The 23,183-nt window shown below is 73.6% G+C and carries 25 protein-coding genes and 1 riboswitch; of the genes, 5 read left to right on the plus strand and 20 right to left on the minus strand.

Features of this window, described 5'->3' with window-relative positions:
* Window positions 1–267 precede the first annotated feature (267 nt).
* From EV376_RS01685 to EV376_RS30425, 4 genes are all read left to right on the plus strand, one after another.
* A complete protein-coding gene (locus tag EV376_RS01685) occupies window positions 268–1,047 on the plus strand; it encodes an ABC transporter ATP-binding protein (protein ID WP_130320406.1) in 780 nt (259 codons plus the stop codon).
* A gap of 2 nt (window positions 1,048–1,049) precedes the next feature.
* On the plus strand, window positions 1,050–2,000 hold the full coding sequence (locus EV376_RS01690) for an LLM class F420-dependent oxidoreductase (RefSeq protein ID WP_130320407.1): 951 nt from the start codon (window positions 1,050–1,052) through the stop codon (window positions 1,998–2,000).
* Window positions 1,997–2,299, plus strand: coding sequence for a cupin domain-containing protein (locus EV376_RS01695; RefSeq protein WP_130320408.1), 303 nt, complete (start codon window positions 1,997–1,999; stop codon window positions 2,297–2,299). Before EV376_RS01690 ends, EV376_RS01695 begins: the two co-directional genes overlap by 4 nt.
* A 77-nt stretch (window positions 2,300–2,376) precedes the next feature.
* Window positions 2,377–5,466, plus strand: a complete 3,090-nt coding sequence (locus EV376_RS30425; protein ID WP_207227999.1) for a hypothetical protein — start codon at window positions 2,377–2,379, stop codon at window positions 5,464–5,466.
* A gap of 134 nt (window positions 5,467–5,600) precedes the next feature.
* Here EV376_RS30425 and thiC read toward each other — a convergent pair whose 3' ends face one another.
* The 10 genes from thiC to EV376_RS01755 all read right to left on the minus strand — a co-directional run bounded on the left by thiC (window position 5,601) and on the right by EV376_RS01755 (window position 15,301).
* Window positions 5,601–7,193, minus strand: coding sequence for a phosphomethylpyrimidine synthase ThiC (gene thiC / locus EV376_RS01705; RefSeq protein WP_130320409.1), 1,593 nt, complete (start codon window positions 7,191–7,193; stop codon window positions 5,601–5,603).
* A gap of 17 nt (window positions 7,194–7,210) precedes the next feature.
* Window positions 7,211–7,999, minus strand: coding sequence for a bifunctional hydroxymethylpyrimidine kinase/phosphomethylpyrimidine kinase (thiD, locus tag EV376_RS01710; protein WP_130320410.1), 789 nt, complete (start codon window positions 7,997–7,999; stop codon window positions 7,211–7,213).
* On the minus strand, window positions 7,996–8,697 hold the full coding sequence (locus EV376_RS01715) for a thiamine phosphate synthase (RefSeq protein WP_486482490.1): 702 nt from the start codon (window positions 8,695–8,697) through the stop codon (window positions 7,996–7,998). The genes thiD and EV376_RS01715 overlap by 4 nt, the downstream gene beginning before the upstream one ends.
* 53 nt (window positions 8,698–8,750) lie before the next feature.
* A complete protein-coding gene (locus EV376_RS01720) occupies window positions 8,751–9,530 on the minus strand; it encodes a thiazole synthase (RefSeq protein ID WP_130320411.1) in 780 nt (259 codons plus the stop codon).
* The gene (thiS, locus tag EV376_RS01725) at window positions 9,527–9,727 is read right to left on the minus strand and encodes a sulfur carrier protein ThiS (protein ID WP_130320412.1); all 201 of its coding nucleotides are present in this window, start codon (window positions 9,725–9,727) and stop codon (window positions 9,527–9,529) included. Before thiS ends, EV376_RS01720 begins: the two co-directional genes overlap by 4 nt.
* Window positions 9,711–10,838, minus strand: coding sequence for a glycine oxidase ThiO (thiO, locus tag EV376_RS01730; RefSeq protein WP_130320413.1), 1,128 nt, complete (start codon window positions 10,836–10,838; stop codon window positions 9,711–9,713). The genes thiS and thiO overlap by 17 nt, the downstream gene beginning before the upstream one ends.
* Window positions 10,832–11,458, minus strand: coding sequence for a thiamine phosphate synthase (locus tag EV376_RS01735; RefSeq protein ID WP_130320414.1), 627 nt, complete (start codon window positions 11,456–11,458; stop codon window positions 10,832–10,834). The genes thiO and EV376_RS01735 overlap by 7 nt, the downstream gene beginning before the upstream one ends.
* Window positions 11,453–11,561: riboswitch (TPP riboswitch) on the minus strand. It overlaps the preceding gene by 6 nt.
* A 429-nt stretch (window positions 11,562–11,990) precedes the next feature.
* On the minus strand, window positions 11,991–12,959 hold the full coding sequence (locus EV376_RS01745) for an aldo/keto reductase (protein WP_207228001.1): 969 nt from the start codon (window positions 12,957–12,959) through the stop codon (window positions 11,991–11,993).
* Window positions 12,960–12,975: 16 nt separating this feature from the next.
* A complete protein-coding gene (locus tag EV376_RS01750; RefSeq protein ID WP_130320415.1) occupies window positions 12,976–14,655 on the minus strand; it encodes an ATP-binding cassette domain-containing protein in 1,680 nt (559 codons plus the stop codon).
* Between the two features lie 40 nt (window positions 14,656–14,695).
* Window positions 14,696–15,301: a methyltransferase gene (locus tag EV376_RS01755; RefSeq protein WP_130320416.1), complete on the minus strand. Its 606-nt coding sequence runs from the start codon at window positions 15,299–15,301 to the stop codon at window positions 14,696–14,698.
* Window positions 15,302–15,776: 475 nt separating this feature from the next.
* Between EV376_RS01755 and EV376_RS01760 the strand changes: the two genes are divergently transcribed.
* The gene (locus EV376_RS01760) at window positions 15,777–16,538 is read left to right on the plus strand and encodes a hypothetical protein (RefSeq protein ID WP_486482491.1); all 762 of its coding nucleotides are present in this window, start codon (window positions 15,777–15,779) and stop codon (window positions 16,536–16,538) included.
* Window positions 16,539–16,609: 71 nt separating this feature from the next.
* On the opposite strand, the gene truA is transcribed toward EV376_RS01760, so the two are convergent.
* From truA to map, 10 genes are all read right to left on the minus strand, one after another.
* Window positions 16,610–17,440: a tRNA pseudouridine(38-40) synthase TruA gene (gene truA, locus EV376_RS01765; RefSeq protein WP_130320417.1), complete on the minus strand. Its 831-nt coding sequence runs from the start codon at window positions 17,438–17,440 to the stop codon at window positions 16,610–16,612.
* Between the two features lie 72 nt (window positions 17,441–17,512).
* Window positions 17,513–18,085 (minus strand): 50S ribosomal protein L17, encoded by a 573-nt coding sequence (gene rplQ / locus EV376_RS01770; protein ID WP_130320418.1) that lies wholly within the window; start codon window positions 18,083–18,085, stop codon window positions 17,513–17,515.
* A gap of 32 nt (window positions 18,086–18,117) precedes the next feature.
* Entirely contained in the window at window positions 18,118–19,140 is a 1,023-nt protein-coding gene (locus tag EV376_RS01775; RefSeq protein ID WP_130320419.1) for a DNA-directed RNA polymerase subunit alpha, read from the minus strand.
* A gap of 96 nt (window positions 19,141–19,236) precedes the next feature.
* Window positions 19,237–19,863 (minus strand): 30S ribosomal protein S4, encoded by a 627-nt coding sequence (gene rpsD, locus EV376_RS01780; protein WP_130320420.1) that lies wholly within the window; start codon window positions 19,861–19,863, stop codon window positions 19,237–19,239.
* A gap of 14 nt (window positions 19,864–19,877) precedes the next feature.
* Window positions 19,878–20,285 (minus strand): 30S ribosomal protein S11, encoded by a 408-nt coding sequence (rpsK, locus tag EV376_RS01785; RefSeq protein ID WP_007073011.1) that lies wholly within the window; start codon window positions 20,283–20,285, stop codon window positions 19,878–19,880.
* An 18-nt stretch (window positions 20,286–20,303) separates the two neighbouring features.
* Window positions 20,304–20,684, minus strand: a complete 381-nt coding sequence (gene rpsM / locus EV376_RS01790; protein WP_130320421.1) for a 30S ribosomal protein S13 — start codon at window positions 20,682–20,684, stop codon at window positions 20,304–20,306.
* A 271-nt stretch (window positions 20,685–20,955) separates the two neighbouring features.
* Window positions 20,956–21,069: a 50S ribosomal protein L36 gene (rpmJ, locus tag EV376_RS01795; RefSeq protein WP_089005225.1), complete on the minus strand. Its 114-nt coding sequence runs from the start codon at window positions 21,067–21,069 to the stop codon at window positions 20,956–20,958.
* Between the two features lie 96 nt (window positions 21,070–21,165).
* Window positions 21,166–21,387 (minus strand): translation initiation factor IF-1, encoded by a 222-nt coding sequence (gene infA, locus EV376_RS01800; RefSeq protein WP_007073013.1) that lies wholly within the window; start codon window positions 21,385–21,387, stop codon window positions 21,166–21,168.
* Window positions 21,388–21,619: 232 nt separating this feature from the next.
* Window positions 21,620–22,207, minus strand: coding sequence for a DUF1707 SHOCT-like domain-containing protein (locus EV376_RS01805; protein WP_130320422.1), 588 nt, complete (start codon window positions 22,205–22,207; stop codon window positions 21,620–21,622).
* 63 nt (window positions 22,208–22,270) lie between these two features.
* Window positions 22,271–23,116, minus strand: coding sequence for a type I methionyl aminopeptidase (map, locus tag EV376_RS01810; RefSeq protein WP_130320423.1), 846 nt, complete (start codon window positions 23,114–23,116; stop codon window positions 22,271–22,273).
* Window positions 23,117–23,183 lie beyond the last annotated feature (67 nt).

Here is a 23,183-nt window from a genome sequence, read left to right on the forward strand (position 1 = left end):
CAGTGCACCTTGTCCTTTCCGTCCGGGGCCGCCGGGCCTCCGGAGGGGGTTGTCGGGCGGTGTCGGCGGGAGGGGGTGTAGCCGGCACCACCGTCGTGAGGGGACTCTTCGCGGGCACAGCGTACGAGAAACCCACCTTTGCGACGCCAGGCGTATCGGGTTGCGGAACGGAAACAACCGACCTCCACCCCGGACGGTGCGATTGAGACACGATCCGGATACCCTGTCCCGCGGATTGCTGACCGCAGACTCAGGGAGGCCCACGGGATGATCCGTCTGTCCGGGGTGTCCCGTACCTTCGACGGCCGGTCCGGCCGGGTGGAGGCGCTGCGCGGCATCGACCTCGACGTCGCCGAGGGTGAGTTCGTGGCGGTCGTCGGCCGCTCCGGCTGCGGCAAGTCGACGCTGCTGCGGCTCGTCGCGGGGCTGCTGCCGGTGACCGCCGGAGCGATCACGGTCGCCGGGACCCCGGTCGCCCGGCCCCGGCAGGACGTCGCGATGCTCTTCCAGCGGCCGGCGCTGCTGCCCTGGCGCACGGTGCTGGACAACGTCCTGCTGCCGGTCGAGATCTTCGGGTGGAAGCGGGCGAAGCACCGCGACCGGGCCCGGCAGCTGCTGGAGATGGCCGGCCTGGGCGGCTTCGAGAAGCGGCTGCCGCACGAACTGTCCGGCGGCATGCAGCAGCGGGTCTCGCTGTGCCGCTCCCTGATCGGCGAGCCCCGCGTGATGTTGATGGACGAGCCGTTCTCGGCGCTCGACGCGCTCACCCGGGAGGAGCTCTCCGGCGAGCTGCAGCGGGTGCACATGGAGACCTCGGCGACGGTCGTCTTCGTCACGCACTCGATCGACGAGGCCGTCCTGCTCGCCGACCGTGTGGTGGTGCTCAGCCCCCGCCCCGGCCGGATCCGCCGCATCGTCGACGTGACCATCCCCCGGCCCCGCACGCTCGGCCGCAACGCGCACCTGGCGGAGGTCGCCCGGGTCAGCGCCGAACTGCACGAGCTGCTGATGGAGAAGGAACCGCCGGTGCCGGCGGAGAGGCGCTGACCATGCGCGTGTCGGTGTTCACCGAGCCGCACCGCGGGGCCAGCTACGACGACCAGCTCCGGTTCGCGCGTCTCGCCGAGAGCTGCGGTTACGGGGCCTTCCTCCGCGCCGACCACTACCGGGCCATGGGCGACGACCCGGTGCCGCCCGGCCCCACCGACGCCTGGCTGACGCTGGCCGCGCTGGCCCGCGAGACCAGCCGAATCCGGCTCGGCACGCTGGTCACCTCGGCCACCTTCCGGCTGCCCGGCCCACTGGCCCTGATGGTGGCCCAGGTCGACCAGATGAGCGGCGGCCGCGTCGAGCTGGGCATCGGCGCCGGCTGGTACGAGCGCGAGCACACCGCGTACGGCATCCCCTTCCCGGGCGTCGCCGAACGCTTCGACCGGCTGGCCGAGCAGCTGGAGATCGTCACCGGGCTGTGGCGCACGCCCGCCGATCGGACCTTCAGCTACTCCGGCCAGCACTACCGCCTGCTCGACGCCCCGGCGCTGCCGAAGCCGGTGCAGGTGCCCGGCCCGCCGGTGATCGTGGGCGGCCGCGGCCCGAAGCGCACGCCCGAACTCGCCGCCCGGTACGCCGACGAGTTCAACCTGCCGTTCACGTCGGTCGCCCAGACCGCCGCCGCGTACGAACGGGTCCGGGAGGCGTGCGACCGGGCCGGCCGGTCGGCGTCCGGCCGGCCGCCGCTGGTGCTGTCGGCGGGGATCGTCGTGGCGATCGGCCGCACGGACGCCGAGGCCCGCCGGCGCGCCGCCCCGCTGCACGTGCCCAGCGCCCTTCCGCCGGAGGACCCGGTCGTCGGCTCGCCCGCACGACTCGTCGAACGCATCGGCGAGTTCGCCGCCATCGGGGCGACCCGCGTCCACCTGCGCCTGATCGACCTCGCCGACCTCGACCACCTGGAGCTCATCGCCGCCGAGGTGCTCCCCCAACTGGACGGAATCCGATGACCGACACCGACCTCGAACTCGGCCCGGTGGGCCAGGAGATCGTGTACGAGAACGACCGGGTACGCGTCTGGCACATCAAGCTGGAGCCCGGTGAGCGGCAACCGCTGCACCGGCACGACCACCCGTACCTGGTGGTGGCGATCCAGGGCGCGAAGAACGTCGTGCAGACCGTCGACGGCACCCGGATCGACGCCGACGAGCCCACCGGCGGCGTCGTCTACCGGGATCCGGGGGCGGTGCACATGCTGACCAACGTGGGCGACACGACGTACCTGGCCCGGCTGGTCGAACTCAAGTAGACCTGCCGCCGGCAGGGCTGACCCGCCCCACGGCGTGCCGGTGGCGATCGGGCGCAACGGACCGTAACGTGCCCGACATGGCCTTTCGGACCTGGGGCAGACCGCTGCTCACGGCGCTCGGGCTGAGCCTGCTGGCCGGCGCGGGCCAGCTCGGCATCGCGTTCGGCTTCGGCGTCGTCCGGCTCACCGGCTCCTTCACCGGTGGCACCGTCAACCAGTGGCCCGCCCAGCTCGCCTGGGTCGGGTGGTTCGCGGCGAACGCCGCCGTCGTCGGCGCCGTCCTCGCCGAGCGCCTGACCCGCCGGGACGGACCGCTGACCGGCACCGGCCGGCAGCTCGCCGTCGCGGCCGCCGCCGCGCTGGGCGCCACGATCGTCGCGCCGCTCTGCATGCAGCCGGCCCGGGCCGCCGACCTGATCTCGGTGGACCCGGTCTGGGCCGTCGCCATCTGCGCCGTTCTCGGCGCGGCGGTCGGCGCGGGAGCCGCGCTGGCCGTCCTGGTCCGGCCGCCGCTGGGCTGGAACGTGGCGCTCTTCACCGGCACCGTCTGGCTGCTCGCCCTGGTGTCGGTGACCCCGTCGCTGGCGGCCACCGGGCCGCTGATCACCGTGCGTCTCGGGGTGCTGGAACCGTCGTGGCTGGACGCCGCCGCGGCGCAGCGCCTCTCCCTGCTGGTCCCGCCCCTGGTGGCGCTGCTGGCCGGCGCGGTTACCGGGTCCCTCGCCCGCTGGCGTGGCCACCCACCGCTGATCTGCGGCCTGACCGGGATGACCGGCCCGGTGCTGCTGGCGTTCGCCTACCTGACCGCCGGCCCGGGTGACGGCGTCGACCGGTACCAGGCCACGCCGTACTACGGCGCCCTGCTGGCCGTGGCCGCCGGCGCGCTCGGTTCGACCGCCGCCGCGCTGCTGCGCTGGCCGCTCGTCGAGCGCCCGGCCGCTCCCGTGGCCGGCGCCGCCGACGGGCCCGGCCCCGCTGCGATCGAGCCGACCGACATCCTGCGCCCGCTGCCCACCGGTCCCGCCCTGTCGCCGGCGGAAAGGCCCGCAGCGCCCACCAGCCACCGCGATCCGGCCGGGTCGCCCGGTACCGCCCTCGACCCCACCGCGGGCGAGGCGACCGCCTCGGCCGCCGGGGATGGGGCACGCACCTCGGCCGCGGTCGGGGACCCGGCCGGCGGCGTGCCGGCCGCATCGACGGACGGACCGTTCCGAGGCGTCGTCCCGCCGGCCCACTGGGACTGGCCGGCCTCGGGCGGTACGCGGGCATCCGCCCGCGTGCCGGCGCCCGACCCCGGGCCGACAACCGACCCCGGGCCGACGGCCGCCCGCGTGCCGGTGCCCGATCCCGGGCTGACGGCCGACCCCCGTCCGGCACCCGATCCGGGTACGGCCCGATCCGCGCCCTCGGACCGCACCGATGCGGCCGAGCCGGCCCGCTTCCCCGGATCGTCCGGCTCGGACGGAGCGGAAACGCCCGTCGTGCCGGGGAACGCGACCGCGAAGCACGGCGGCACCGGGAGCACCACCGGACCAGGCGACGTCGGGGTGACCACGCCTCCGGTCGGCGCCAGGACCAGCACGACGCTGGACCACGCCCGCCCCACCACCGGGTCGGACCGCGCCCGCTCCACCGCGACGCCGAGCGACGCGCGGACCACATCCCCGGACAATCGGCGTACCGCCACGACCCGGGACAGTGCCGCCGCCGGCACAACGCCGGACGCCGCGCGGACCGCCTCCGGACCGGGCCGTGCCCGGACCACCGCCTCCCGCCCCGCCGAACCGAGCAAGGCCGTGGACGACGCCGGGACCACCACGGCTCCGGCCGACACCCGCGCCTCGGCCTCGGACGGTTCGACCACCACCGTGGGTGCTGCCCGGGCCCCCGAGGAACCGGGGGGACCCGGGCCGGGCGCGGAGCCGGTTGACGGGTCGGCGGCCGGTGGACCGACGCCACGACCCCGCCGGGCTCGGCGGACCAAGACCACGCCGACCAAAGCGTCCCGCGCAACAGCCGCCGCAGCGGAGCGGGCGAACGGCGCCGCCCCCGGCCAACCTGGGGAAGCGCCGGCCGAGCGGGCTGCCGCCGCTCCGGCTCGGGACAACACCGACGCCGCAGCGGGCGACCCGGCCGGACGTCCGGACCGGCCGGGATCCGGTCGCGCCTCGGGCAAGCCGGAACCGGAGACCGCCGAGAAACGCACCCGGCGCGGCACGGCTCCGGTCACGGATGCCGCGACCGCCGAGCAGCGCGGCCGGCACGACACCGCTCCGGTCACGGATGCCCCGGCCGCCGAGCAGCGCGGCCGGCACGACACCGCTCCGGTCGCCGATGCGCCCACTCTCTCCACGCCGTCCCGGGTGACGCCCACTCCGGCCACTCCGGCCCGTCCGGCGCCGACGCCGGTCGGACCCGGTGTGTCCGCGGTCGCCGACCCGGTACCGGTCACACCGCCGCGCCCGACCCCCACCCCGCTCGGGCCCGAGCCGTTCCAGGTGCTCCCGCCGGCACCCACACCATTCACACCGGCTCCGCCGGAGCCGCGTCGCGCCGGGTCCGACCCGTACGCCGCACCTGCGCGCCCCTCCGCCGAGGACTCGGCCCGCGACGGCGCGCCCCGACCCCGGCACCGGGCGCCGCTGCCCGACCTGAACAGCGCGGGGACCTGGAACGCCTTCGGCACTGTCCACCGCACCGGCCCCACCGACGCCAGGCCCACCGACGCCAGGCCCACCGACGCCAGGCCCGCCGACCTGCGGTTCAGCGGCTCCGGGGCGAGCGCCGGCGGCGGTACGACGCCACCGTCGCCACCGTCGCCGCCCGCCGCCGATCCGGCCGTGCTCGGGCACCCCGACGACCGGGGCGAGCCGGTCAGTGACGTCGCTACCGCCCGGGCCGCGACGGGCGATACTGCCCCGCCGACCGGGCCCACGTCCGGTGCGACGCCTGCCGCGCCGGCACCCCGCCGCCGGGGCCTGTTCCGGCGCAACCGGTCGCGCACGGGAGAGGCCGACGGCACCGCGGAGACGGAGCAGTTGCCGGCTCAGGACGAGGAGTTCGTCCACTGGGTCGCCGGGCTGGCCAAGCCGCTGTCCGACAACGAACCCGAGCAGGAGAGCGGCCGCCGCTCCCTCCGCTTTACCGGCCGCCACCACGCCGAATGACCACCCACCCAGGACTTCACCCAGCCACCTGCGTTGATCATGAAGTCAGCGGCGCGACACGCCGAGGACACCGCGAATAACTTCATGATCAACGGGCCCGTCCGGCCTCGGCGGCACGCTGTCCGGCCGGGCGGTCAGGTCAGGGGGAGGTAGACGCGGCTGCCGGACGCCAGGAACTCCTCCGACTTGTCCCGCATGCCGCGGGCGGCGTACTCCTTGAGCTCCTGGGTGATCTTCATGGAGCAGAACTTCGGCCCGCACATCGAGCAGAAGTGCGCGGTCTTCGCCGGCTCGGCGGGCAGCGTCGCGTCGTGGTACGACCGTGCGGTCTCCGGGTCCAGCGAGAGGTTGAACTGGTCCTCCCACCGGAACTCGAACCGCGCCCTGGAGAGCGCGTCGTCCCACGCCTGCGCGCCCGGGTGCCCCTTGGCCAGGTCGGCGGCGTGCGCCGCGATCTTGTACGCGATCACGCCGGCCTTGACGTCGTCCCGGTCCGGCAGCCCGAGGTGCTCCTTCGGCGTGACGTAGCAGAGCATCGCGGTGCCGAACATGCCGATCATCGCCGCGCCGATGGCCGAGGTGATGTGGTCGTACGCGGGCGCGATGTCCGTCGTCAAGGGACCGAGCGTGTAGAACGGGGCCTCGTGGCACCACTCCTGCTGGCAGTCCACATTCTCCTTGATCTTGTGCATCGGCACGTGGCCGGGGCCCTCGATCATCACCTGGACGTCGTGTTCCCAGGCGACCTTCGTCAGCTCGCCGAGCGTCCGGAGCTCGGCGAACTGCGCCTCGTCGTTGGCGTCCGCGATCGAGCCCGGCCGCAGCCCGTCGCCGAGCGAGAACGTCACGTCGTACCGGGCGAGGATCGCGCACAGCTCTTCGAAGTTCGTGTAGAGGAAGTTCTCCTCGTGGTGGGCCAGGCACCACGCGGCCATGATCGAGCCGCCCCGGGAGACGATCCCGGTCACCCGGTCGACGGCGAGCGGCACGTACGGCAGCAGCACCCCGGCGTGCACGGTCATGTAGTCGACGCCCTGCTCGGCCTGCTCGACGACGGTCTCCCGGAACACCTCCCAGCTCAGCTTCACCGGGTCGCCGCCGACCTTCTCCAGCGCCTGGTAGATCGGCACCGTGCCGATCGGCACCGGCGAGTTCCGCACGATCGCCTCGCGGGTCTCGTGGATCCGCTTGCCGGTCGACAGGTCCATCACGGTGTCCGCGCCCCAGCGGGTCGCCCAGGTCAGCTTCTCCACCTCCTCGGCGACCGACGAGGTGACCGCCGACGTGCCGATGTTGGCGTTGACCTTCACCAGGAACGCCTTGCCGATGATCGCCGGCTCGCACTCCGGGTGGTTGACGTTCAGCGGCAGCACCGCCCGCCCGGCCGCGATCTCGTCGCGTACGAACTCGGGTGCCATGCCCTCCCGGATCGCCACGAACTCCATCTCCGGCGTGACCACGCCGGCCCGCGCGTACGCGAGTTGCGTCGGCCGCTTTTCGTCCACGCCCGCCAACGGGGTGCCGGCGCCGCGGACGGGCGCCACGTCGCCCCGGGAAGCGATCCACGGTCCACGCAGCGGCGGCAGCCCCACCTCCGGGTCGGACCCGGGACCGGACGTGTCGTAGAGCCGCACCGGCGGGTTGTCGCCGGTGAGGTCGACCTCGGCGAACGGCACCCGGATGTCCGGCCGCGATCCCTCGACGTAGACCTTGCGACGTGCCTGCATGACAGCCTCCCTGTCGATCAAGCGGACCAGCCGAAGTGGTCGAGCGGCCCCCGGCCCGCGCCCAACTTCCAGTCCCGCGCGCCGGTCAGCGCCCGGGTGACGTACTCCTTGGCGGTGGCGACGGCCGCCGGCACCGGGTCGCCCAGCGCGAGCCGGACGGCGACGGCCGCCGAGAAGGAACATCCGGTGCCGTGGTTGTGCCGGGTCGGCACCCGGGGCGCGCGGAGCAGGGTGGTGACGCCGCCGCCGTGCAGCACGTCGACCGCCTCGCCCGCCACGTCCACGTCGCCGCCGGTGACGACCACGTGCTCCGGGCCGCCCGCCACGAGGGCCTCCGCCGCGGCGATCATCTCCTCGACCGTGCTCACCCGGGCTCCGGTGATGGCCGCGGCCTCCGCGCAGTTCGGCGTCGCCACCTTCGCGTACGGCAGCAGCCGCTCCACCGCCGCGACCACGCCCAGCGCGTGCCCGCTGGTGGCGACCAGCACCGGATCGACGACGAGGTGCGGCAGGCGGCCGTCCTTCGCCGCGTCGGCGACGGCGTCGGCGACCGCCGGGGTGCCGAGCATGCCGGTCTTCACCGCCCGGACGGCGAAGTCGGCCAGGACGCTGTCCAACTGGTCGGTGACCGTACGCGGGGGCAGCGGCAGGACGGTGTCGACGCCACGGGTGTTCTGGGCGGTGACGGCCGTGATGACGCTGGTGCCGTACGCCCCGAGCGCGGCGAAGACCTTCAGGTCGGCCTGGATGCCGGCTCCCGCGCCGGAGTCGGATCCGGCGATGGTGAGGACTGTTGTCGGGGTCAATTGGCGTCCCTCTTGGTTGCTGTCGGGGGCTGGCGGTGGTCCGCTCGTGACTCGCGGATGATGGGTGGCTTCAGGTGTGCTGCCGCGCATCGGGTGGCACGGTCGAAGGCTCTGCCCAACGTCGTGGTCGCCTCGGTCGGGTCGGCTGACCGCATGATCGCGCCGAGCACTGCCACGCCGGATGCTCCTGCCTCGACGCAGGCAGCTACCTGGGCTGGGGTTTCGATGCCGCCGAGGGCCAGGACCGGGACCGGGCTCCGCTGGAGCAGGTTCGCCAGGCCGTCGGTGCCCAGGGGTGGGCCGTAGCCGGGTTTGGTCGGGGTGGGGTGGACGGGCGAGAGGGTCGCGTAGTCCTCGGTGGTGAGGCGGGCCAGCTCGGCCTCGTCATGGCAGGAGCGGCCGACCAGGTCGAGCCGCGGCGGCGGGTACGGGCCGGCGGCGGGCAGGTGCACGGCGGCACCGCCCAGCGGGTCGGGGCCGGCGACGATCAGGGTGCCGCCGCTGTCGGCGAGGATCGCGCGCAGGTCGGCGGCGAGCGCGGCGCGTTCGGCGCGGGGCAGGTCCTTCTCCCGCAGCACCACCCACCGCACTCCCCCGGCCACCGATGCGGCGACGACCTCGACCAGAGGACGCCGCGCCACCCGCCGGTCGGTCAGCACGACGACGCCGGTGGGTACCTTGGCGATCCGCGGCCCCACCGGCGGCCACCCGGTTTGACGATCCGCCACGAGGAAGGCCGATCCTGGCCCGGTCACAGGTCCGGCCGACCGTCGTCCGGAGTGGACGCGAGGGCGTGGAAGCGGCGCGGGATCCGGCCGGCCCCGTACGCGAGCCGGCCCGCCTCGACCGCGTACCGCATCGCCGTGGCCATCGCCACCGGGTCGGCGGCCCGGGTCACCGCGCTGGCCAGCAGCACGGCGTCGCAGCCCAGCTCCATGGCGAGCGCCGCGTCGGAGGCGGTGCCGATACCGGCGTCCAGGATCACCGGCACGTCCACGCTCTGCCGGATGAGCCGGATGTGGTGCGGGTTGGAGATCCCCAGCCCGGACCCGATCGGCGCGCCCGCCGGCATCACGGCCGCGCAGCCGACGTCCGCGAGCCGCCGCGCCAGGACCGGGTCGTCCGACGTGTACGGCAGCACGGTGAACCCGTCGGCGACCAGCTCCTCGGCGGCTCGCAGCAGCTCGACCCCGTCGGGCAGCAGGGTCCGCTCGTCGCCGATCACCTCCAGCTTCACCCAGTCGGTGTCGAACGCCTCCCGCGCGAGGTGGGCCACCTTCACCGCCTCGCTCGCGGTGTAGCAGCCGGCGGTGTTGGGCAGCAGCCGCACGCCACAGCGGTCGAGCAGGTCGAGCAGGCCACCCGAGCCGCCCGGGGTGGTGTCGACGCGGCGCAGGGCGAGCGTGACCAGCCCGGTGCCGGACGCGCGGATCGCCTGCTCCAGGACGTGCAGGTTGGCGGCCCCGCCGGTGCCGAGGACCAGCCGCGAGGGGAACGCCACGCCAGCCAGCTCGAAGGTCACCCGGCTCACCCGCCCTGTGCGGCGCTGAGCACCTCGACCCGGTCGCCGTCGCTCAGCACGGTCGCCGACCAGCCGCCGCGCGGCACCACCTCGCCGTTGACCGCGACCGCCAGGCCACGTTCCTGCCCGGTGACCGCGCGGACCAGGTCGGCGACGGTCGAGCCGCTGGCCAGGCTGCGCCCGGCACCGTTAACGGTCAGTTCCATGGCTGTCCTCCTCGAGTGCGAACCGGTCCGGTGCGAAGGGAGCGAGCAGCGGGTCCGGCGTCCCGGTGACGATCAGGTCCGCGATCAGGTCGGCGGTGACCGGGGTGAGCACGATCCCGTGCCGGTGGTGCCCGGTCGCGGCGAGCACGTCCGGGCGGCCGGGCAGCGGACCGAGGATCGGCGCGTTGTCGGGGGTGCCCGGGCGCCGGCCGGCGAGCGTCTCCGCCAGGTCGTACTCGGCCAGCTCGGGCACCAGGTCGACGGCGGCCCGCAGCAACCGCAGCACGGCGCCGGCGGACACCGCGGTGTCGGCGCGCTCCTCGACGGTCGCCCCGACGACGACCTCCCCGCTGTCCCGGGGGACGAGGTAGACGTGTTCGCCGTCCGCGTACCCCCGGATGACGTGCCGGAAGCCCGGCGCGACGGCGCCGGGCGCGCGGAGCCGGAGCACCTGGCCCTTCACCGGGCGGACCGGTAGCCCGGTCAGCGCGGCGGCACCGCAGCCGGCGGCGACCACGGTGACGCGCGCGTCCACGTCGGACAGCCGGTCGACCGGCGCGGCCACCAGTGTGGCCCCGGCTCCCTCGGCGGCGGCCCGCAGCGCGGGCACCAGCAGCCGCGGATCCACCTGGTGGTCGGTAGCCGCGAGCGCGCCGCCACGCACGCGCGGCGCCAGCGCCGGTTCGCGGTCGCGTAGCTCGGAGGGGCGCAGCGGCGTCACCGGCAGGCCCAGCCCCTGTTGGTACGCCCACAGCCGGCGCGCCTCGGCCAGGTCGTCGGCGGTGAGCCCGACCACGAGGGTGCCCTCGGTCCGGTACCCGAGGTCGGCGCCGGACGCCTGGGCCAGCTCCGCGGCGAACGCGGGCCAGCGGGCGGCCGACTCGGTGAGCAGGCGGGTCAGCTGGTGCTCGCCGAAGTACGCCTCGGCGACCGGCGCGAGCATCCCGGCGGCGACGTGCGACGCGCCCGACCCGGGAGCCGGATCGTGGACGACGACGCGCAGCCCGCGTGCCGCGCACCGCCACGCGATGGCCAACCCGATCGGCCCCGCCCCCACCACCGCCACGTCGGGACGGGTGGCGCCACCGGCCGGACCGCCGGCGCTCAGCACGTCAGCGCCCCGAGCAGCTCAGCGGTGGCGCGGGCGGGGTCGGCGACCCCGGAGAGCGCGCCGACCACCGCCACCCCGTACGCGCCGGCGGCCCGCAGGGCGGGCACGTCCTGCGCCGTCACGCCCCCGATGGCGATCACCGGGACGTCCACCGCCCGGGCCACCGCCCGGACGCCGTCGGCGCCGATCGCCGCCGGCAGCCCGTCCTTCGTCGAGGTGGGCCGGTACGGCCCCACCCCCAGGTAGCTGGCCCCCGCGGCAACCGCCTCGGCGGCGGTGCCCGGATCGCGCGCGGTGGCGCCCAGCACCGCCACGGAACCGAGGACCGCGCGGGCCGCCCCGACCGGCAGGTCGTCGGCGCCGACGTGCCCGCCGGCGGCACCCACCGCCAGGGCCACGTGCAACCGGTCGTTCACCAGGCAGGTCGCCTCGTACCGGGCGCAGAGCGCGACCATCCGCCGGGCCAGGTCGTACGCCTCCCGGTCGGTCGCGTCGTCGGTCACCCGGACCTGGACGACCAGCTCGGCGCGGGCCACCGGCAGGGCGGCCCGAGCCACGGCGAGCGGTTCCCGCCCGGGACGGGTGTCGGTGATGAGATGCAGTCGCCCGAGAGACGGCACGGCAACACTCCTCCCTGCGCCGGCATTACCCGGATCAGGTTCGACGGTCGGGGGCTCACAGCCCCCCTCTCAGCCCGGTCCACCGGGCTCCCGTGGGTCACTTGCGCGTGTCACCGTACGACGGATTGCCGGATCCGCCAAGGGGGGCCCTCGTTTTCCCCGTCACTGTCCGATGACGACGGCCGGGGCAGCGCGTCACCGTCCCGTCACGCCATGCTGTCTGGATGCCCTCCGCGCCCCGCGTACCGCGCCGGCTCTCGTTCGTCCCGTTCCGCGGCAGCACCGCCATCGCGGACGGGCTACTCACCCGGGCGATGCTGCGCGGTCCGACCTGGCGACGCCTGCTCCCCGACGGGTACGTGCACCGGGACGCCCTGCGTACGCCCGATCACCGGCTCTGGTGCGACGCCGTCGCTCTCAACCCGCTCGAGACATCCCTGGCGTTCCACCCGTCGGGCGGCCTACGCCGGAGGCGGCCGGCGCAGGGGGCGGCGGGCGGCGGGCGGGTGTCGGCGTCGGGCGGCGGTGTGGCCTACCGGTCGAGGACGGCGCGCAGGGCTGCCTGGTCCTCGTCGGTCGGCTGCCAGGTGCCCGCCTCGGCGTTGGCGCGTACCTGCTCGGGCGTGGTGGCGCCGGCGATCACCGAGGTCACCGCCGGCTGGGCGGCGAGCCCGCCGATGGCCACCTGGAGCATCGTGAGCCCCCGCTCGGCCGCGTACGCCTCGATCGCCTCGATCGTGTCCCAGTCGGCGGCGGCGAATCGTGCCGCGTACCGGCCGCCACCGGCGAGACGGCTCCCGGCCGGGGGTGCCTCGCCGCGCCGGTACTTTCCGGTGAGCAGCCCGTTGGCCAGCGGGAAGAACGGCAGCATGCCGAGCCCGTACCGCTCGCACGCCGGGATCACCTCGGCCTCGACGCCGCGCTCCAGCAGCGAGTAGTGGTTCTGCGCGGAGATGAACCGGGGCCGCCCCTGGGACACGGCGGTCCAGTCGGCGTCGGCGATCTGCCAGCCGGCGAAGTTGGAGTTGCCCAGGTAGCGCACCTTGCCCGAGGTCACGAGGCTGTCCAGCGCAGCGAGCGTCTCGTCGATCGGGGTGCCCGGGTCCGGCTCGTGCATCTGATACAGGTCGATGTGGTCGGTGCCGAGCCGGCGCAGCGACGCCTCCACCGCCCGCATGATGTACCGGCGGGCGCCCCGTGCGCCGTGGTCCGGCCCGTTCAGCCCGTGCATGTCCATGCCGAACTTGGTGGCGACCACCACGTCGTCCCGGCGGCCCTGCAACGCCTGACCGAGCAGTTCCTCGGAGCTGCCCTGCGGTTCGCCGTAGATGTCGGCGGTGTCGAAGAAGTTGATGCCGGCGTCGAGCGCGGCGTCGACCACCGCCCGGGTGCCGTCGAGGTCGAGCTTGCGGCCGAAGTTGTTGCAGCCGACTCCGACCACGGACACCACGAGGCCGGAGTCGCCCAACCGGCGGTACGTCATCTCAGTCACGTGATCCACCCTATGCCGGCCGGGATCACCCGACGTCCCAGACCGGCTCGGGCACCTCCACCACCTCGTTGTCGCCACGGAACAGCAGGAACCGGTCGAACGAGCGGGTGAACCAGCGGTCGTGGGTCACCGCGACCACCGTCCCCTCGAACGCGGCCAGCCCCGCCTCCAGCGCCTCGGCCGAGGCCAGGTCGAGGTTGTCGGTCGGCTCGTCGAGCAGCAGCAGGGTCGCCCCGGACAGCTCCAGCAGCAGTACCAGGAAGCGGGCCTGCTGCCCGCCGGAGAGCGTGCCGAAGCGCTGGTCGCCCTGGCCGGCCAGCTCGTACCGGGACAGCGCCGCCATGGCCGCGTGCCGGTCCATGCCGGCCCGGTGTTCGTCACCGCGCCAGAGGATGTCGACCAGGGTCCGCTCCATCAGCTCCGGCCGGTCGTGGGTCTGCGAGAAGTGGCCGGGCCGGACCCGGGCGCCGAGCCGGGCCACCCCGTCGTGCGCGACCGGTGCCAGGGCTCCCGCGCCGTCCACCGGCCCGTTCGCCGGGTCGGGGTCGGTGCCGCCACGGGCGAGCAGGCGCAGGAAATGCGACTTGCCGGTCCCGTTGGCGCCGAGCACCGCCACCCGGTCGCCGTACCAGATCTCCAGGTCGAAGGGGTAGGTCAGGCCGTCGAGCTCCAGCTGTTCGCAGATCACCGCGCGCTTCCCGGTCCGCCCGCCGGTCAGGCGCATCCGGATGTCCTGGTCCTTCGGGGGTACGGGCGGCGGCCCGGCCTCCTCGAACTTGCGCAACCGGGTCTGCGCGGCCTGGTAGCGCGAGGCCATGCCGTCGTTGTACGCCGCCTTCTGCTTGTACATCAGCATCAGTTCGCGCAGCTTCTGGTGTTCCTCGTCCCACCGCTTGCGCAGCTCGTCGAGGCGGGCGTGCCGCGCGATCCGTGCCTCGTGCCAGCTCGCGAAGCCGCCCGGGTGCACCCAGGCGCTGCCGCCCTCGACGGCGACCACCCGGTCGGCGGTGTGTGCCAGCAGCTCCCGGTCGTGCGAGACGTAGAGGACCGACTTGCCGGATTCCCGCAGCCGGGTCTCCAGCCAGCGCTTGCCCGGCACGTCGAGGAAGTTGTCCGGTTCGTCGAGCAGCAGCACCTCGTCCGGGCCGCGGAGCAGCAGCTCGAGGGCGAACCGCTTCTGCTGCCCGCCGGAGAGCGTGCGGACCGGACGGTCGCGGGCGGCGTCCCACGGCAGGTCGAGCACGATCGTGGTGACGGTGTCGAAGAGCACCTCGGCCTCGTACCCGCCGACCTCGCCCCAGGCGGCGAGCGCGTCCGCGTACGCGAGCTGGGCCTTGCCGGCGGCGGTGCTGTACTTGCCGCGCACCTCGGCCTCCCGCATGGCCGTCTCGGTGGCGGCGAGCCGGCGGCCGGCGTCGCGCAGTGCCGGCGGCGCGAGCGCGAGGGCCAGGTCGGCGAGGGTCGACTCGTCGCCGATCATCCCGATGAACTGGCGCATCACACCCAACCCGCCGGTACGCGCGATCGCTCCGCGCTGGACCGGCAGGTCACCGGCGACCATGCGCAGCAGCGTCGTCTTGCCCGCACCGTTCGGCCCGACGAGAGCGACCTTGGCGCCCTCGCCGACGCGGAACGACACGTCGGCGAAGAGCTCCCGGCCGTCGGGCAGGATGTGCCCGACCGCCGCCACGTCCACGTATCCCACGCCGGCATCCTGCCGGCCGCGGCCGGTGGGAGCCAACTGATTACCGGGTGACCCGCAGCACCCGGTAGCCCTTCTGGCTGGCGTGCCGCTCGACCCGCCAGCCCCGCTCGACCAGCCAGCGGTGCAGCGAGTCGCCACCGAGGTGCCGGGCGACGACCAGCCAGGCCACCCCGCCCGGGGCGAGCCGGGGCAGCCAGCGCAGCAGCAGCTGGTGCAGTTCGTCCTTGCCGATCCGGATCGGCGGGTTCGACCAGATCTGCGTGAAGGTCACGTCGGCCGGCACGCCGTCCGGCGCGGCGACGCGCACCCGCTCCGCCGCGCCGACCCGGGCGGCGTTGGCGGCCGTGAGGTCGCGGGCGCGCTCGTTGACGTCGACCGCCCAGACGGTGGCGGACGGTGCGGAGGTGGCCAGCACGCAGGCGATCGGCCCGAAGCCGCAGCCCAGATCGAGCAGGTCACCGGCGAGGTCGGGCCCCGGCAGATCGGCCTTGCGCAGCAGCACCGCGGTGCCCGGGTCGAGACGCGCGGCGGAGAAGACCCCGCCGGAGGAGGCCAGGGTGTAGTCGCGTCCGGCGACGGAGAACTCGATTTCGCGCGGCTGGACGGCGGTCGCGGGTTCAGCGGTGAAGTAGTGGTCGCCGGTCACGCGGCTGATTGTCCCACCGGCATGTGGTGGGCACCGCGACACCCCGTGTCACTACAATTTCCCTTTATTACCCCCTAAAGGGGCAATGCATCCTACTCTGGGCGGCATGGTCTATCGGTACGAGTCCGATAAGGACGCAAACATGGAGTACCCGGAGCCCGGGTCCGACCTGTCGGTGCTCGGCCCCGGTTCGCCGCCTCCCGCGGGGCCCTCCCCGTCCCGCTTCCCCACCCCGTCCCTGCCCCGGACCACCCGGCGGCCGCCGCCCCCCGAGCCGGCTCCCGCACCCGCTCCCGCGCCGGCGCCCCCACCCGGGTACGAGCCGGCGCCCCCACCCGCGTACGAGCCGGTCCCCCCTCCGGCGACAGTGGCCGTTCCGGAAACGCCGGCCGCCCCGGCCGCTCCAGCCCCGCCGGCGGTCCCGGCCGCTCCGGCCGCTGCCGCCGCCCCACCGCCCCCGCGGGCCGGTGGTCGCATGTGGCAGGTGCTGGTCGGGGGGGCCGCGGTGCTCGTCCTGCTCGCCCTCTGCGGGCTCGGCGCGGCCGCCCTGCTCAGCGAGCGCGACCTCACGCCGACGATCACGCCGACCGAGCAGCCGGCGGCCGATGACCCGGGCGGCGCGAGCGGCCCCGAGCCGAGCGACCTCGACTCACGGGACACCGACCAGGCGCCGCTGACCGCCAAGGAGGTCTTCCCCGGCCAGCAGGTCGTGGTCAGCGACGGGGAACCCGCCTACCGGATCCTGAAGACGCAGTCCAGTGGCAGCTGCGCCGTGGCCGCCACCGGCGAGGTCGCCGAGCTTCTGGTCCGGCTCGGCTGCAGCCAGGTGGTCCGGGCGACGCTGCGCACGGCGGACGGCGATCACCTGGTCACCGCCGGCCTGTTCAACCTGACCGACCGGGCGAGCGCCGAACGTGCCCGCGACCGCATCCGGCAGATGCTCGACGAGCGGCAGGGCCGGTTCCGCGGCATGGCGGCCGGCGAGCAGGCCGAAGCGATCACCACCGCCCCGGCCCGCGTCGGCTGGCAGGTGCGCGGCCACTACCTGGCGTACGCCCTGGTGGCGCGTGCCGACGGCACGTCGATCCGGTCCGGCGACACGGTCGTCCGCGAGATCCTCTTCGACATGATCGAACTGCACCTCAACCAGGGCGTGCTGGAGCGCCGGGCCGACGGCGGAATGGCCGCCCAACCCACCACCGAAGCGGGCCCGGAAACCGAGGCCACCCAGAACTGACGCCACCCCGGTTGATCATGAAGTTGGCGGGTGACCGACCAGCTCGTCCGCCAACTTCGTGATCGACGGGGTCAAGCGTCGGGGGTCACCCGCAGCCGGCGGGTCAGGGTGGCGCGGGCGGCGTATTCAGCCGGGTCCACGGGGTAGCCGACGGCGACCAGGGTCAGGCCGTGCGCCGGAGCCACGGTGACCTCGCTGGCCCGCTCGCGACGGGTGAGCAGGCCGGCCGGCCAGTCGGCCGGACGCCGACCGTCACCGACGACCAGCATGGCGCCGACCAGGCTGCGGACCATCGCCTGGCAGAAGGCGTCCGCCTGCACGGTGGCGACGAGGATCCCGTCCGGGTCGCGCCGCCAGTCCAGCCGGGTGACCGCACGCAACGTCGTGGCGTTCTCCTTGCGCCGGCAGTACGCGGCGAAGTCGTGTTCCCCCACCAGTCCCGCCGCGGCCGCGTTCAGCGCCGCCAGGTCGAGCCGCTTCGGCCAGGCCAGGGTGTCGTGCCGGCGCAGCGGCTCGGCGCCCCACGGTGCGTCGGTGACCCGGTACCCGTACCGCCGGAAGGTCGCCGAGAAGCGGGCGTCGAAGTCGGCCGGCACCTCGGTCATCGCCCGTACCCGCACGTCGGTGGGGAGCAGCCGGGCCAGCCGTCGCAGCAGCGTGCCCTCGTGCTGTCGCCAGACGTCGGTCGGCAGGTCGAGATGGCACACCTGGCCGGTGGCGTGCACGCCGGCGTCGGTCCGACCGGCCACGGTCAGGCCGGTCGCGGTCCCGGCGCCGAGCACGAGGTCGAGGGCCTGCACGAGGACCCCGGCGACCGTACGCCGGTCCGGCTGCGCGGCCCAGCCGGAGAAGTCGGTGCCGTCGTACGAGACGTCCAGCCGCAGCCGGGTCCGTTCCACCATCCCGTACCTCCTTCCACACGCAGCGGGCCCGACACCCCATGCGGGATGCCGGGCCCGGCAAAGCCTCGTCGATCAGGCCTTGTTCTGCTCGTTGTTCTCCTCGACCGCGAGGTCGCTGTCCTCGCGGGCCTGGCCGGTGTCGCCGGACCGCGACACGGGCGCGTCGGCGTCCTGGTCGTTGCCGGTCGAGGCCGGGGCCTCCTCGGCCGGGGCGAGCGCCTCGACCTTGTCCTGCTGGGCGGCCTTGCGGGCGGCCGTCTTCTTGTTGGCCTTCGGCTGCGCGGCCTCAAGCTCCTCGACCAGCTCGATGATCGCCATCGGCGCGGCGTCACCCTTGCGCGGACCGGTCTTCACGATCCGGGTGTAGCCACCGTTGCGGTTGGCGTACCGGGGCGCGATCTGGTCGAACAGGGTGTAGACCACGTCCTTGTCCTTGACGACCGCGAGCACCCGACGCCGGGAGGCCAGGTCACCGCGCTTGGCCTTGGTGATCAGCTGCTCCGCGAACGGGCGCAGCCGCCGGGCCTTGGTCTCGGTGGTCTGGATCTTGCCGTGCTGGAACAGCGACATGGCCAGGTTGGCCAGCATCAGCCGCTCGTGCGCCGGGCTGCCGCCGAGGCGGGGACCCTTGGTGGGCGTGGGCATTCTCGGTGCTCCTCGTTAATCCTCAGCCGCGCTTACAGCTGCTCAGTCTCGCGGTAGTCGTCGCTGTCGTAGTCGGCCTCGCCGAAGGCGTCCACGACGTGCGCCGGGTCGAAGTTCGGGGCCGAGTCCTTCAGCCCCAGACCCATCCCGGCGAGCTTCATCTTGACCTCGTCGATCGACTTCTGGCCGAAGTTACGGATGTCGAGGAGGTCGGCCTCGGTACGCCCGATGAGTTCACCAACGGTGTTGATGCCCTCGCGCTTGAGGCAGTTGTAGGAGCGGACGGTCAGGTCCAGCTCCTCGATCGGCAGCGCCAGGTCCGCCGCCAGCTGGGCGTCCTGCGGGGACGGCCCGATGTCGATGCCCTCGGCGGTCTCGTCCAGCTCCCGGGCCAGGCCGAAGAGCTCGACCAGCGTCGAGCCGGCGGAGGCCAGCGCGGTGCGCGGGCCCATCGACGGCTTGGTCTCGACGTCGATGATCAGCCGGTCGAAGTCGGTCCGCTGCTCGACACGGGTCGCCTCGACGCGGTACGTGACCTTCAGCACCGGCGAGTAGATCGAGTCGACCGGGATCCGGCCGATCTCGGCACCCGCCTGCTTGTTCTGCGCCGCCGTCACGTAGCCGCGACCCCGCTCGACGGTCAGCTCCATGTCGAGCCGGCCCTTGCCGTTCAGGGTGGCGAGCTTCAGCTCCGGGTTGTGCACCGAGACGCCGGCCGGGGGCTGGATGTCGCCCGCGGTCACGTCGCCGGGACCCTGCTTCCGCAGGTACATGCTGACCGGCTCGTCGTGCTCGGAGCTGACGCACAGCTCCTTGACGTTCATGACGAGCTCGACAACGTCCTCCTTGACCCCGGGGATCGTGGTGAACTCGTGCAGCACACCGTCGATCTTGATCGAGGTCACCGCCGCGCCGGGGATGGACGACAGCAGCGTCCGGCGCAGCGAGTTGCCCAGGGTGTAGCCGAAGCCCGGCTCCAGCGGCTCGATGGTGAACCGGGACCGGGTCTCGTTGATCGACTCCTCGGAGAGGGTCGGTCGCTGGGAGATGAGCATGTCTTCTCTTCTCTTCCGGGGCGCCCGCCATATGACGCCCACGACACAAACTGTTCCGGTGGTCCGCCCCGCAGGGCGGACCACCGCAACGAGCTCTTACTTGGAGTAGAGCTCGACGATCAGCTGCTCCTGGACCTGGGTGTCGATCACCTGTCGGGCCGGGAGCGAGTGCACCAGGATCTTCATCTGGCTCGGGATGGCCTCCAGCCACGCCGGAACGCTCTTGGAGCCCGACTCGGCCTGCGCCACGATGAACGGGGTGAGCTCCTTGCTCTTGCCCCGGACCTCGACGATGTCGTGCTCCTTGATCCGGTACGACGGGATGTCGACCTTCTTGCCGTTCACCGTGAAGTGACCGTGCTTGACCAGCTGACGGGCCATGTCCCGGGACTTGGCGTAGCCGGCCCGGTAGACCACGTTGTCCAGCCGCGACTCGAGGATCTGCAGGAGGACCTCACCGGTCTTGCCCGGCTTGGCGTTCGCCTCCTCGTAGTAACCGCGGAACTGCTTCTCCAGCACGCCGTACACGCGGCGGGCCTTCTGCTTCTCACGGAGCTGGAGCAGGTACTCCGTCTCCTTGGTGCGGCCACGGCCGTGCTGCCCGGGCGGGAACGGCCGGGACTCGAACGGGCACTTCGGGCCATCGCACTTGCTGCCCTTGAGGAACAGCTTCATCTTCTCCCGCCGGCAACGGCGGCAGTCAGCACCGGTGTAACGAGCCATCTCTCTCTAACCTCTCAGACCCGGCGACGCTTCGGCGGACGGCACCCGTTGTGCGGCTGCGGGGTCACGTCGGAGATCTGACCGACCTCCAGGCCGACGGCCTGCAGCGAACGGATGGCGGTCTCCCGGCCGGAGCCGGGGCCCTTGACGAACACGTCGACCTTGCGCATGCCGTGCTCCATCGCCCGGCGCGCGGCGGCCTCGGCGGCCAGCTGCGCGGCGAACGGGGTCGACTTGCGCGAGCCCTTGAAGCCCACCTGGCCGGCGGAGGCCCAGGAGATGACCGCACCGGTCGGGTCCGTGATGGACACGATGGTGTTGTTGAAGGTGCTCTTGATGTGCGCCTGGCCGTGGGCGACGTTCTTGCGTTCCTTGCGCCGGACCTTCTTGACGGCGGCTCCGGCACGAGCCTTCGGTGGCATAAGTCTTCTGCGCTCCTATTACTTCTTGCCGGGCTTCTTCTTGCCGGCGACGGTCCGCTTCGGGCCCTTGCGGGTGCGGGCGTTGGTCCGCGTCCGCTGACCGCGCACAGGCAGGCCCCGGCGGTGCCGGATGCCCGCGTAGCAGCCGATCTCGACCTTGCGGCGGATGTCCGCGGCGACCTCGCGGCGCAGGTCGCCTTCAACCTTGTAGTTGGCCTCGATGTGGTCGCGGAGCTGCACGAGCTCCTCGTCCGTGAGGTCCCGGGCGCGCTTGTCCGGCGAGATGCCGGTGGCGGCGAGCGTCTCCAGGGCGCGGGTGCGACCCACGCCGAAGATGTAGGTGAGCGCGATCTCCAACCGCTTGTCGCGGGGGAGATCCACGCCGGCTAGACGTGCCATGTGCGGGCGTACTCCTCGTGGTGTTCTGGCGGAGGTCTGGACCCGTCCCACCCCGCTACCGACCGGCCCCTGTCCTTCCGGCGCCGTCAGCGCCGGCGACCGGGATCGGTCGCTGCCCGAGCGGGCCCCGGCCTCCGACCGGGGGTCAACCACGATGAGGTACGCGCTGCGCACTCCCGCGGCTGGGACGAGCTCTGTGATGTGTTGTGTCAGGATCTGCGGCCCGGACCGGTCGTCGACCGGCCGCGTTGTCGCGACCGGCCGGAACGGTTCAGCCCTGGCGCTGCTTGTGGCGCGGGTCGGCGCAGATGACGATGACCCGGCCGTGCCGGCGGATCACCTGGCACTTGTTGCAGATCCGCTTGACGCTCGGCTTGACCTTCACGGTTGCCTTACTTCCCATCTGGCCCGGCGACGCGGCGAGCGCGACTCCGGGCGACGAAGACGGACAGGGACTCCCCCGGCCGCCGTCAGGCTTGGCTTACTTGTAGCGGTAGACGATGCGCCCTCGGGTCAGGTCGTACGGCGACAGTTCGACGACGACCCGGTCCTCCGGCAGGATGCGGATGTAGTGCTGCCGCATCTTGCCGCTGATGTGAGCCAGCACCTTGTGACCGTTCGCGAGCTCCACGCGGAACATGGCGTTCGGCAGGGGCTCGATGACCCGGCCCTCGATCTCGATGGCTCCGTCTTTTTTCGGCATGTCCTCCGCTGTCCTGACGTCGGTTACTCCGGACGGCCCACAACGTCTTACACGGGGTGACTGATCGAGATCAGCTGGCCCGCGCCAGCCGCGGCTCCGACTCCCACCGAAGCGCAGGGTGGGCATGCCGGAGTGGACGCTGTGCGCCGATCAGAAAGTGTACGCCCGCCTGCGTGCCGCCGCCAAACCGACCGCCGATTACCGGCGCGGTGGCGCACGGCGGACGGGACGTTCAGCCCAATTCGCCAGGAAGCTCCCGGCCCTCCCGCTGGGCGGCCCGCCGCTCCCGCTTGCGGGCCCGCTTCTCCCGCTTCCGTTGCCGCCGGCGCTCCCGCTCGGCCGCCCACCGTGCCGGCTTCCCCGACGTGATCCCGGACACCGTACGCACCAGCAGCACCGCGCCCCACGGGCCGGCGACCCAGCCGGGCCAGAAGTAGAGGAGGTCCTGCGAGAGGAGCGACGTGACGGCCCAGATCGTCACCACGATCGACACGACCTTCAGCCACGGTTCCCACACCTCGGCGAGCCACCGGGCGGTGGCCGGGCGGCCGCCGACAGCCGGCACCCCGCCCGTCCCGCCCGGCACGGCGGGAACGGTCGCGTCCGGGACGGCCAGCCCCGAGGCGGCCGGCGCGGCAGGCGCGGGCAGGTCGGTGAGCAACGAATCGAGTTCGCCGTACGTCTTGGCGGTGTACGCCCGCTGCAGGCGCTCGTCGTACTCGTGCAGATCCAGGCGCCCCTCGTCGACGGCCACCCGCAACCGTTCGGCAACCGCCTGCCGGTCGGCGTCGGCCGCCCGCATCCCGTCGCGCCCCTGCATGCGTACCAGGATGCCACCGATCCGCCAGCCGCCGCGAACCCGGACCGGCCGAGGCCGGGCCGGTCAGGCCGCGGGGGCCGGCTGGCGCGCGGTGACCAGGTCGCCGAGGCGCTCCCGGCCCCCGTCCGGAGCGGTCAGCACCCAGACCCCGTCGGGCAGCAGCGCCATGGTGTGCTCCACGTGCACCGCCATCGACCCGTCCCGGGTAACCACCGTCCACCCGTCGGCCAACTCGACCGTACGGGGCGAGCCCAGCGTGATCATCGGCTCGATGGCGAGCGCCATGCCCGGCACCAGTCGCGGCCCCTTGCCCGGGCGCCCGTGGTTGAGCACGTGCGGATCCTGGTGCATCTCGGTGCCGATGCCGTGCCCGCCGTACCCGTCGACGATGCCGTACCGCCCGCCCTTGCGCACCGCCGTCTCGACGGCGTGGGAGATGTCGGTGAGGCGGCCCTTGCCGCTGGCCCCACCCCGGGCGGCGGCGGCGATTCCCGCCCACATGGCGTCCTCGGCGACGGCCGCCATCCGGAGCAGCGCCGGGTCGACGTCGCCCACGCCGACGGTGATCGCCGCGTCGCCGTGCCAGCCGTTCAGCACCGCACCGCAGTCGATGGAGATGAGGTCGCCGTCGCGGAGCACCTGGGACGGCGCCGGGATGGCGTGCACCACCTGCTCGTTGACCGAGGAGCAGATCGAGGCGGGGAAGCCGTGGTAGCCCTTGAAGGACGGGACCGCCCCGGCCTCGCGGATGGTCGACTCGGCGATCGCGTCCAGGTCCGCGGTGCTGACACCGGGAGCCACCGCCTCCCGCATCCGGCGCAGCGCCTCAGCGACGACCAGCCCCGCGGCCCGCATCTTCTCGATCTGGTCAGGGGTCTTCAGCTGGATGTCCAGCTGGGGACGACGCATCGGGTGGCTACCTTTCTCGCCGAAGAGCGGGGCACGTCATCGCGTACCCCGCTCCTCGCACTCTATC

Source organism: Micromonospora sp. CNZ295 (assembly GCF_004217535.1).

Excerpts from the sequence above, each read along its gene's own strand:
- EV376_RS01685 (WP_130320406.1), top strand. The coding sequence starts at position 268 with ATGATCCGTCTGTCCGGGGTGTCCCGTACCTTCGACGGCCGGTCCGGC.
- EV376_RS01690 (WP_130320407.1), top strand. The coding sequence starts at position 1,050 with ATGCGCGTGTCGGTGTTCACCGAGCCGCACCGCGGGGCCAGCTACGAC.
- EV376_RS01695 (WP_130320408.1), top strand. The coding sequence starts at position 1,997 with ATGACCGACACCGACCTCGAACTCGGCCCGGTGGGCCAGGAGATCGTG.
- EV376_RS30425 (WP_207227999.1), top strand. The coding sequence starts at position 2,377 with ATGGCCTTTCGGACCTGGGGCAGACCGCTGCTCACGGCGCTCGGGCTG.
- thiC (WP_130320409.1), bottom strand. The coding sequence starts at position 7,193 with ATGCAGGCACGTCGCAAGGTCTACGTCGAGGGATCGCGGCCGGACATC.
- thiS (WP_130320412.1), bottom strand. The coding sequence starts at position 9,727 with ATGGAACTGACCGTTAACGGTGCCGGGCGCAGCCTGGCCAGCGGCTCG.
- EV376_RS01760 (WP_486482491.1), top strand. The coding sequence starts at position 15,777 with ATGTGGCAGGTGCTGGTCGGGGGGGCCGCGGTGCTCGTCCTGCTCGCC.
- truA (WP_130320417.1), bottom strand. The coding sequence starts at position 17,440 with ATGGTGGAACGGACCCGGCTGCGGCTGGACGTCTCGTACGACGGCACC.
- rplQ (WP_130320418.1), bottom strand. The coding sequence starts at position 18,085 with ATGCCCACGCCCACCAAGGGTCCCCGCCTCGGCGGCAGCCCGGCGCAC.
- EV376_RS01775 (WP_130320419.1), bottom strand. The coding sequence starts at position 19,140 with ATGCTCATCTCCCAGCGACCGACCCTCTCCGAGGAGTCGATCAACGAG.
- rpsD (WP_130320420.1), bottom strand. The coding sequence starts at position 19,863 with ATGGCTCGTTACACCGGTGCTGACTGCCGCCGTTGCCGGCGGGAGAAG.
- rpsK (WP_007073011.1), bottom strand. The coding sequence starts at position 20,285 with ATGCCACCGAAGGCTCGTGCCGGAGCCGCCGTCAAGAAGGTCCGGCGC.
- rpsM (WP_130320421.1), bottom strand. The coding sequence starts at position 20,684 with ATGGCACGTCTAGCCGGCGTGGATCTCCCCCGCGACAAGCGGTTGGAG.
- infA (WP_007073013.1), bottom strand. The coding sequence starts at position 21,387 with ATGCCGAAAAAAGACGGAGCCATCGAGATCGAGGGCCGGGTCATCGAG.
- EV376_RS01805 (WP_130320422.1), bottom strand. The coding sequence starts at position 22,207 with ATGCAGGGGCGCGACGGGATGCGGGCGGCCGACGCCGACCGGCAGGCG.
- map (WP_130320423.1), bottom strand. The coding sequence starts at position 23,116 with ATGCGTCGTCCCCAGCTGGACATCCAGCTGAAGACCCCTGACCAGATC.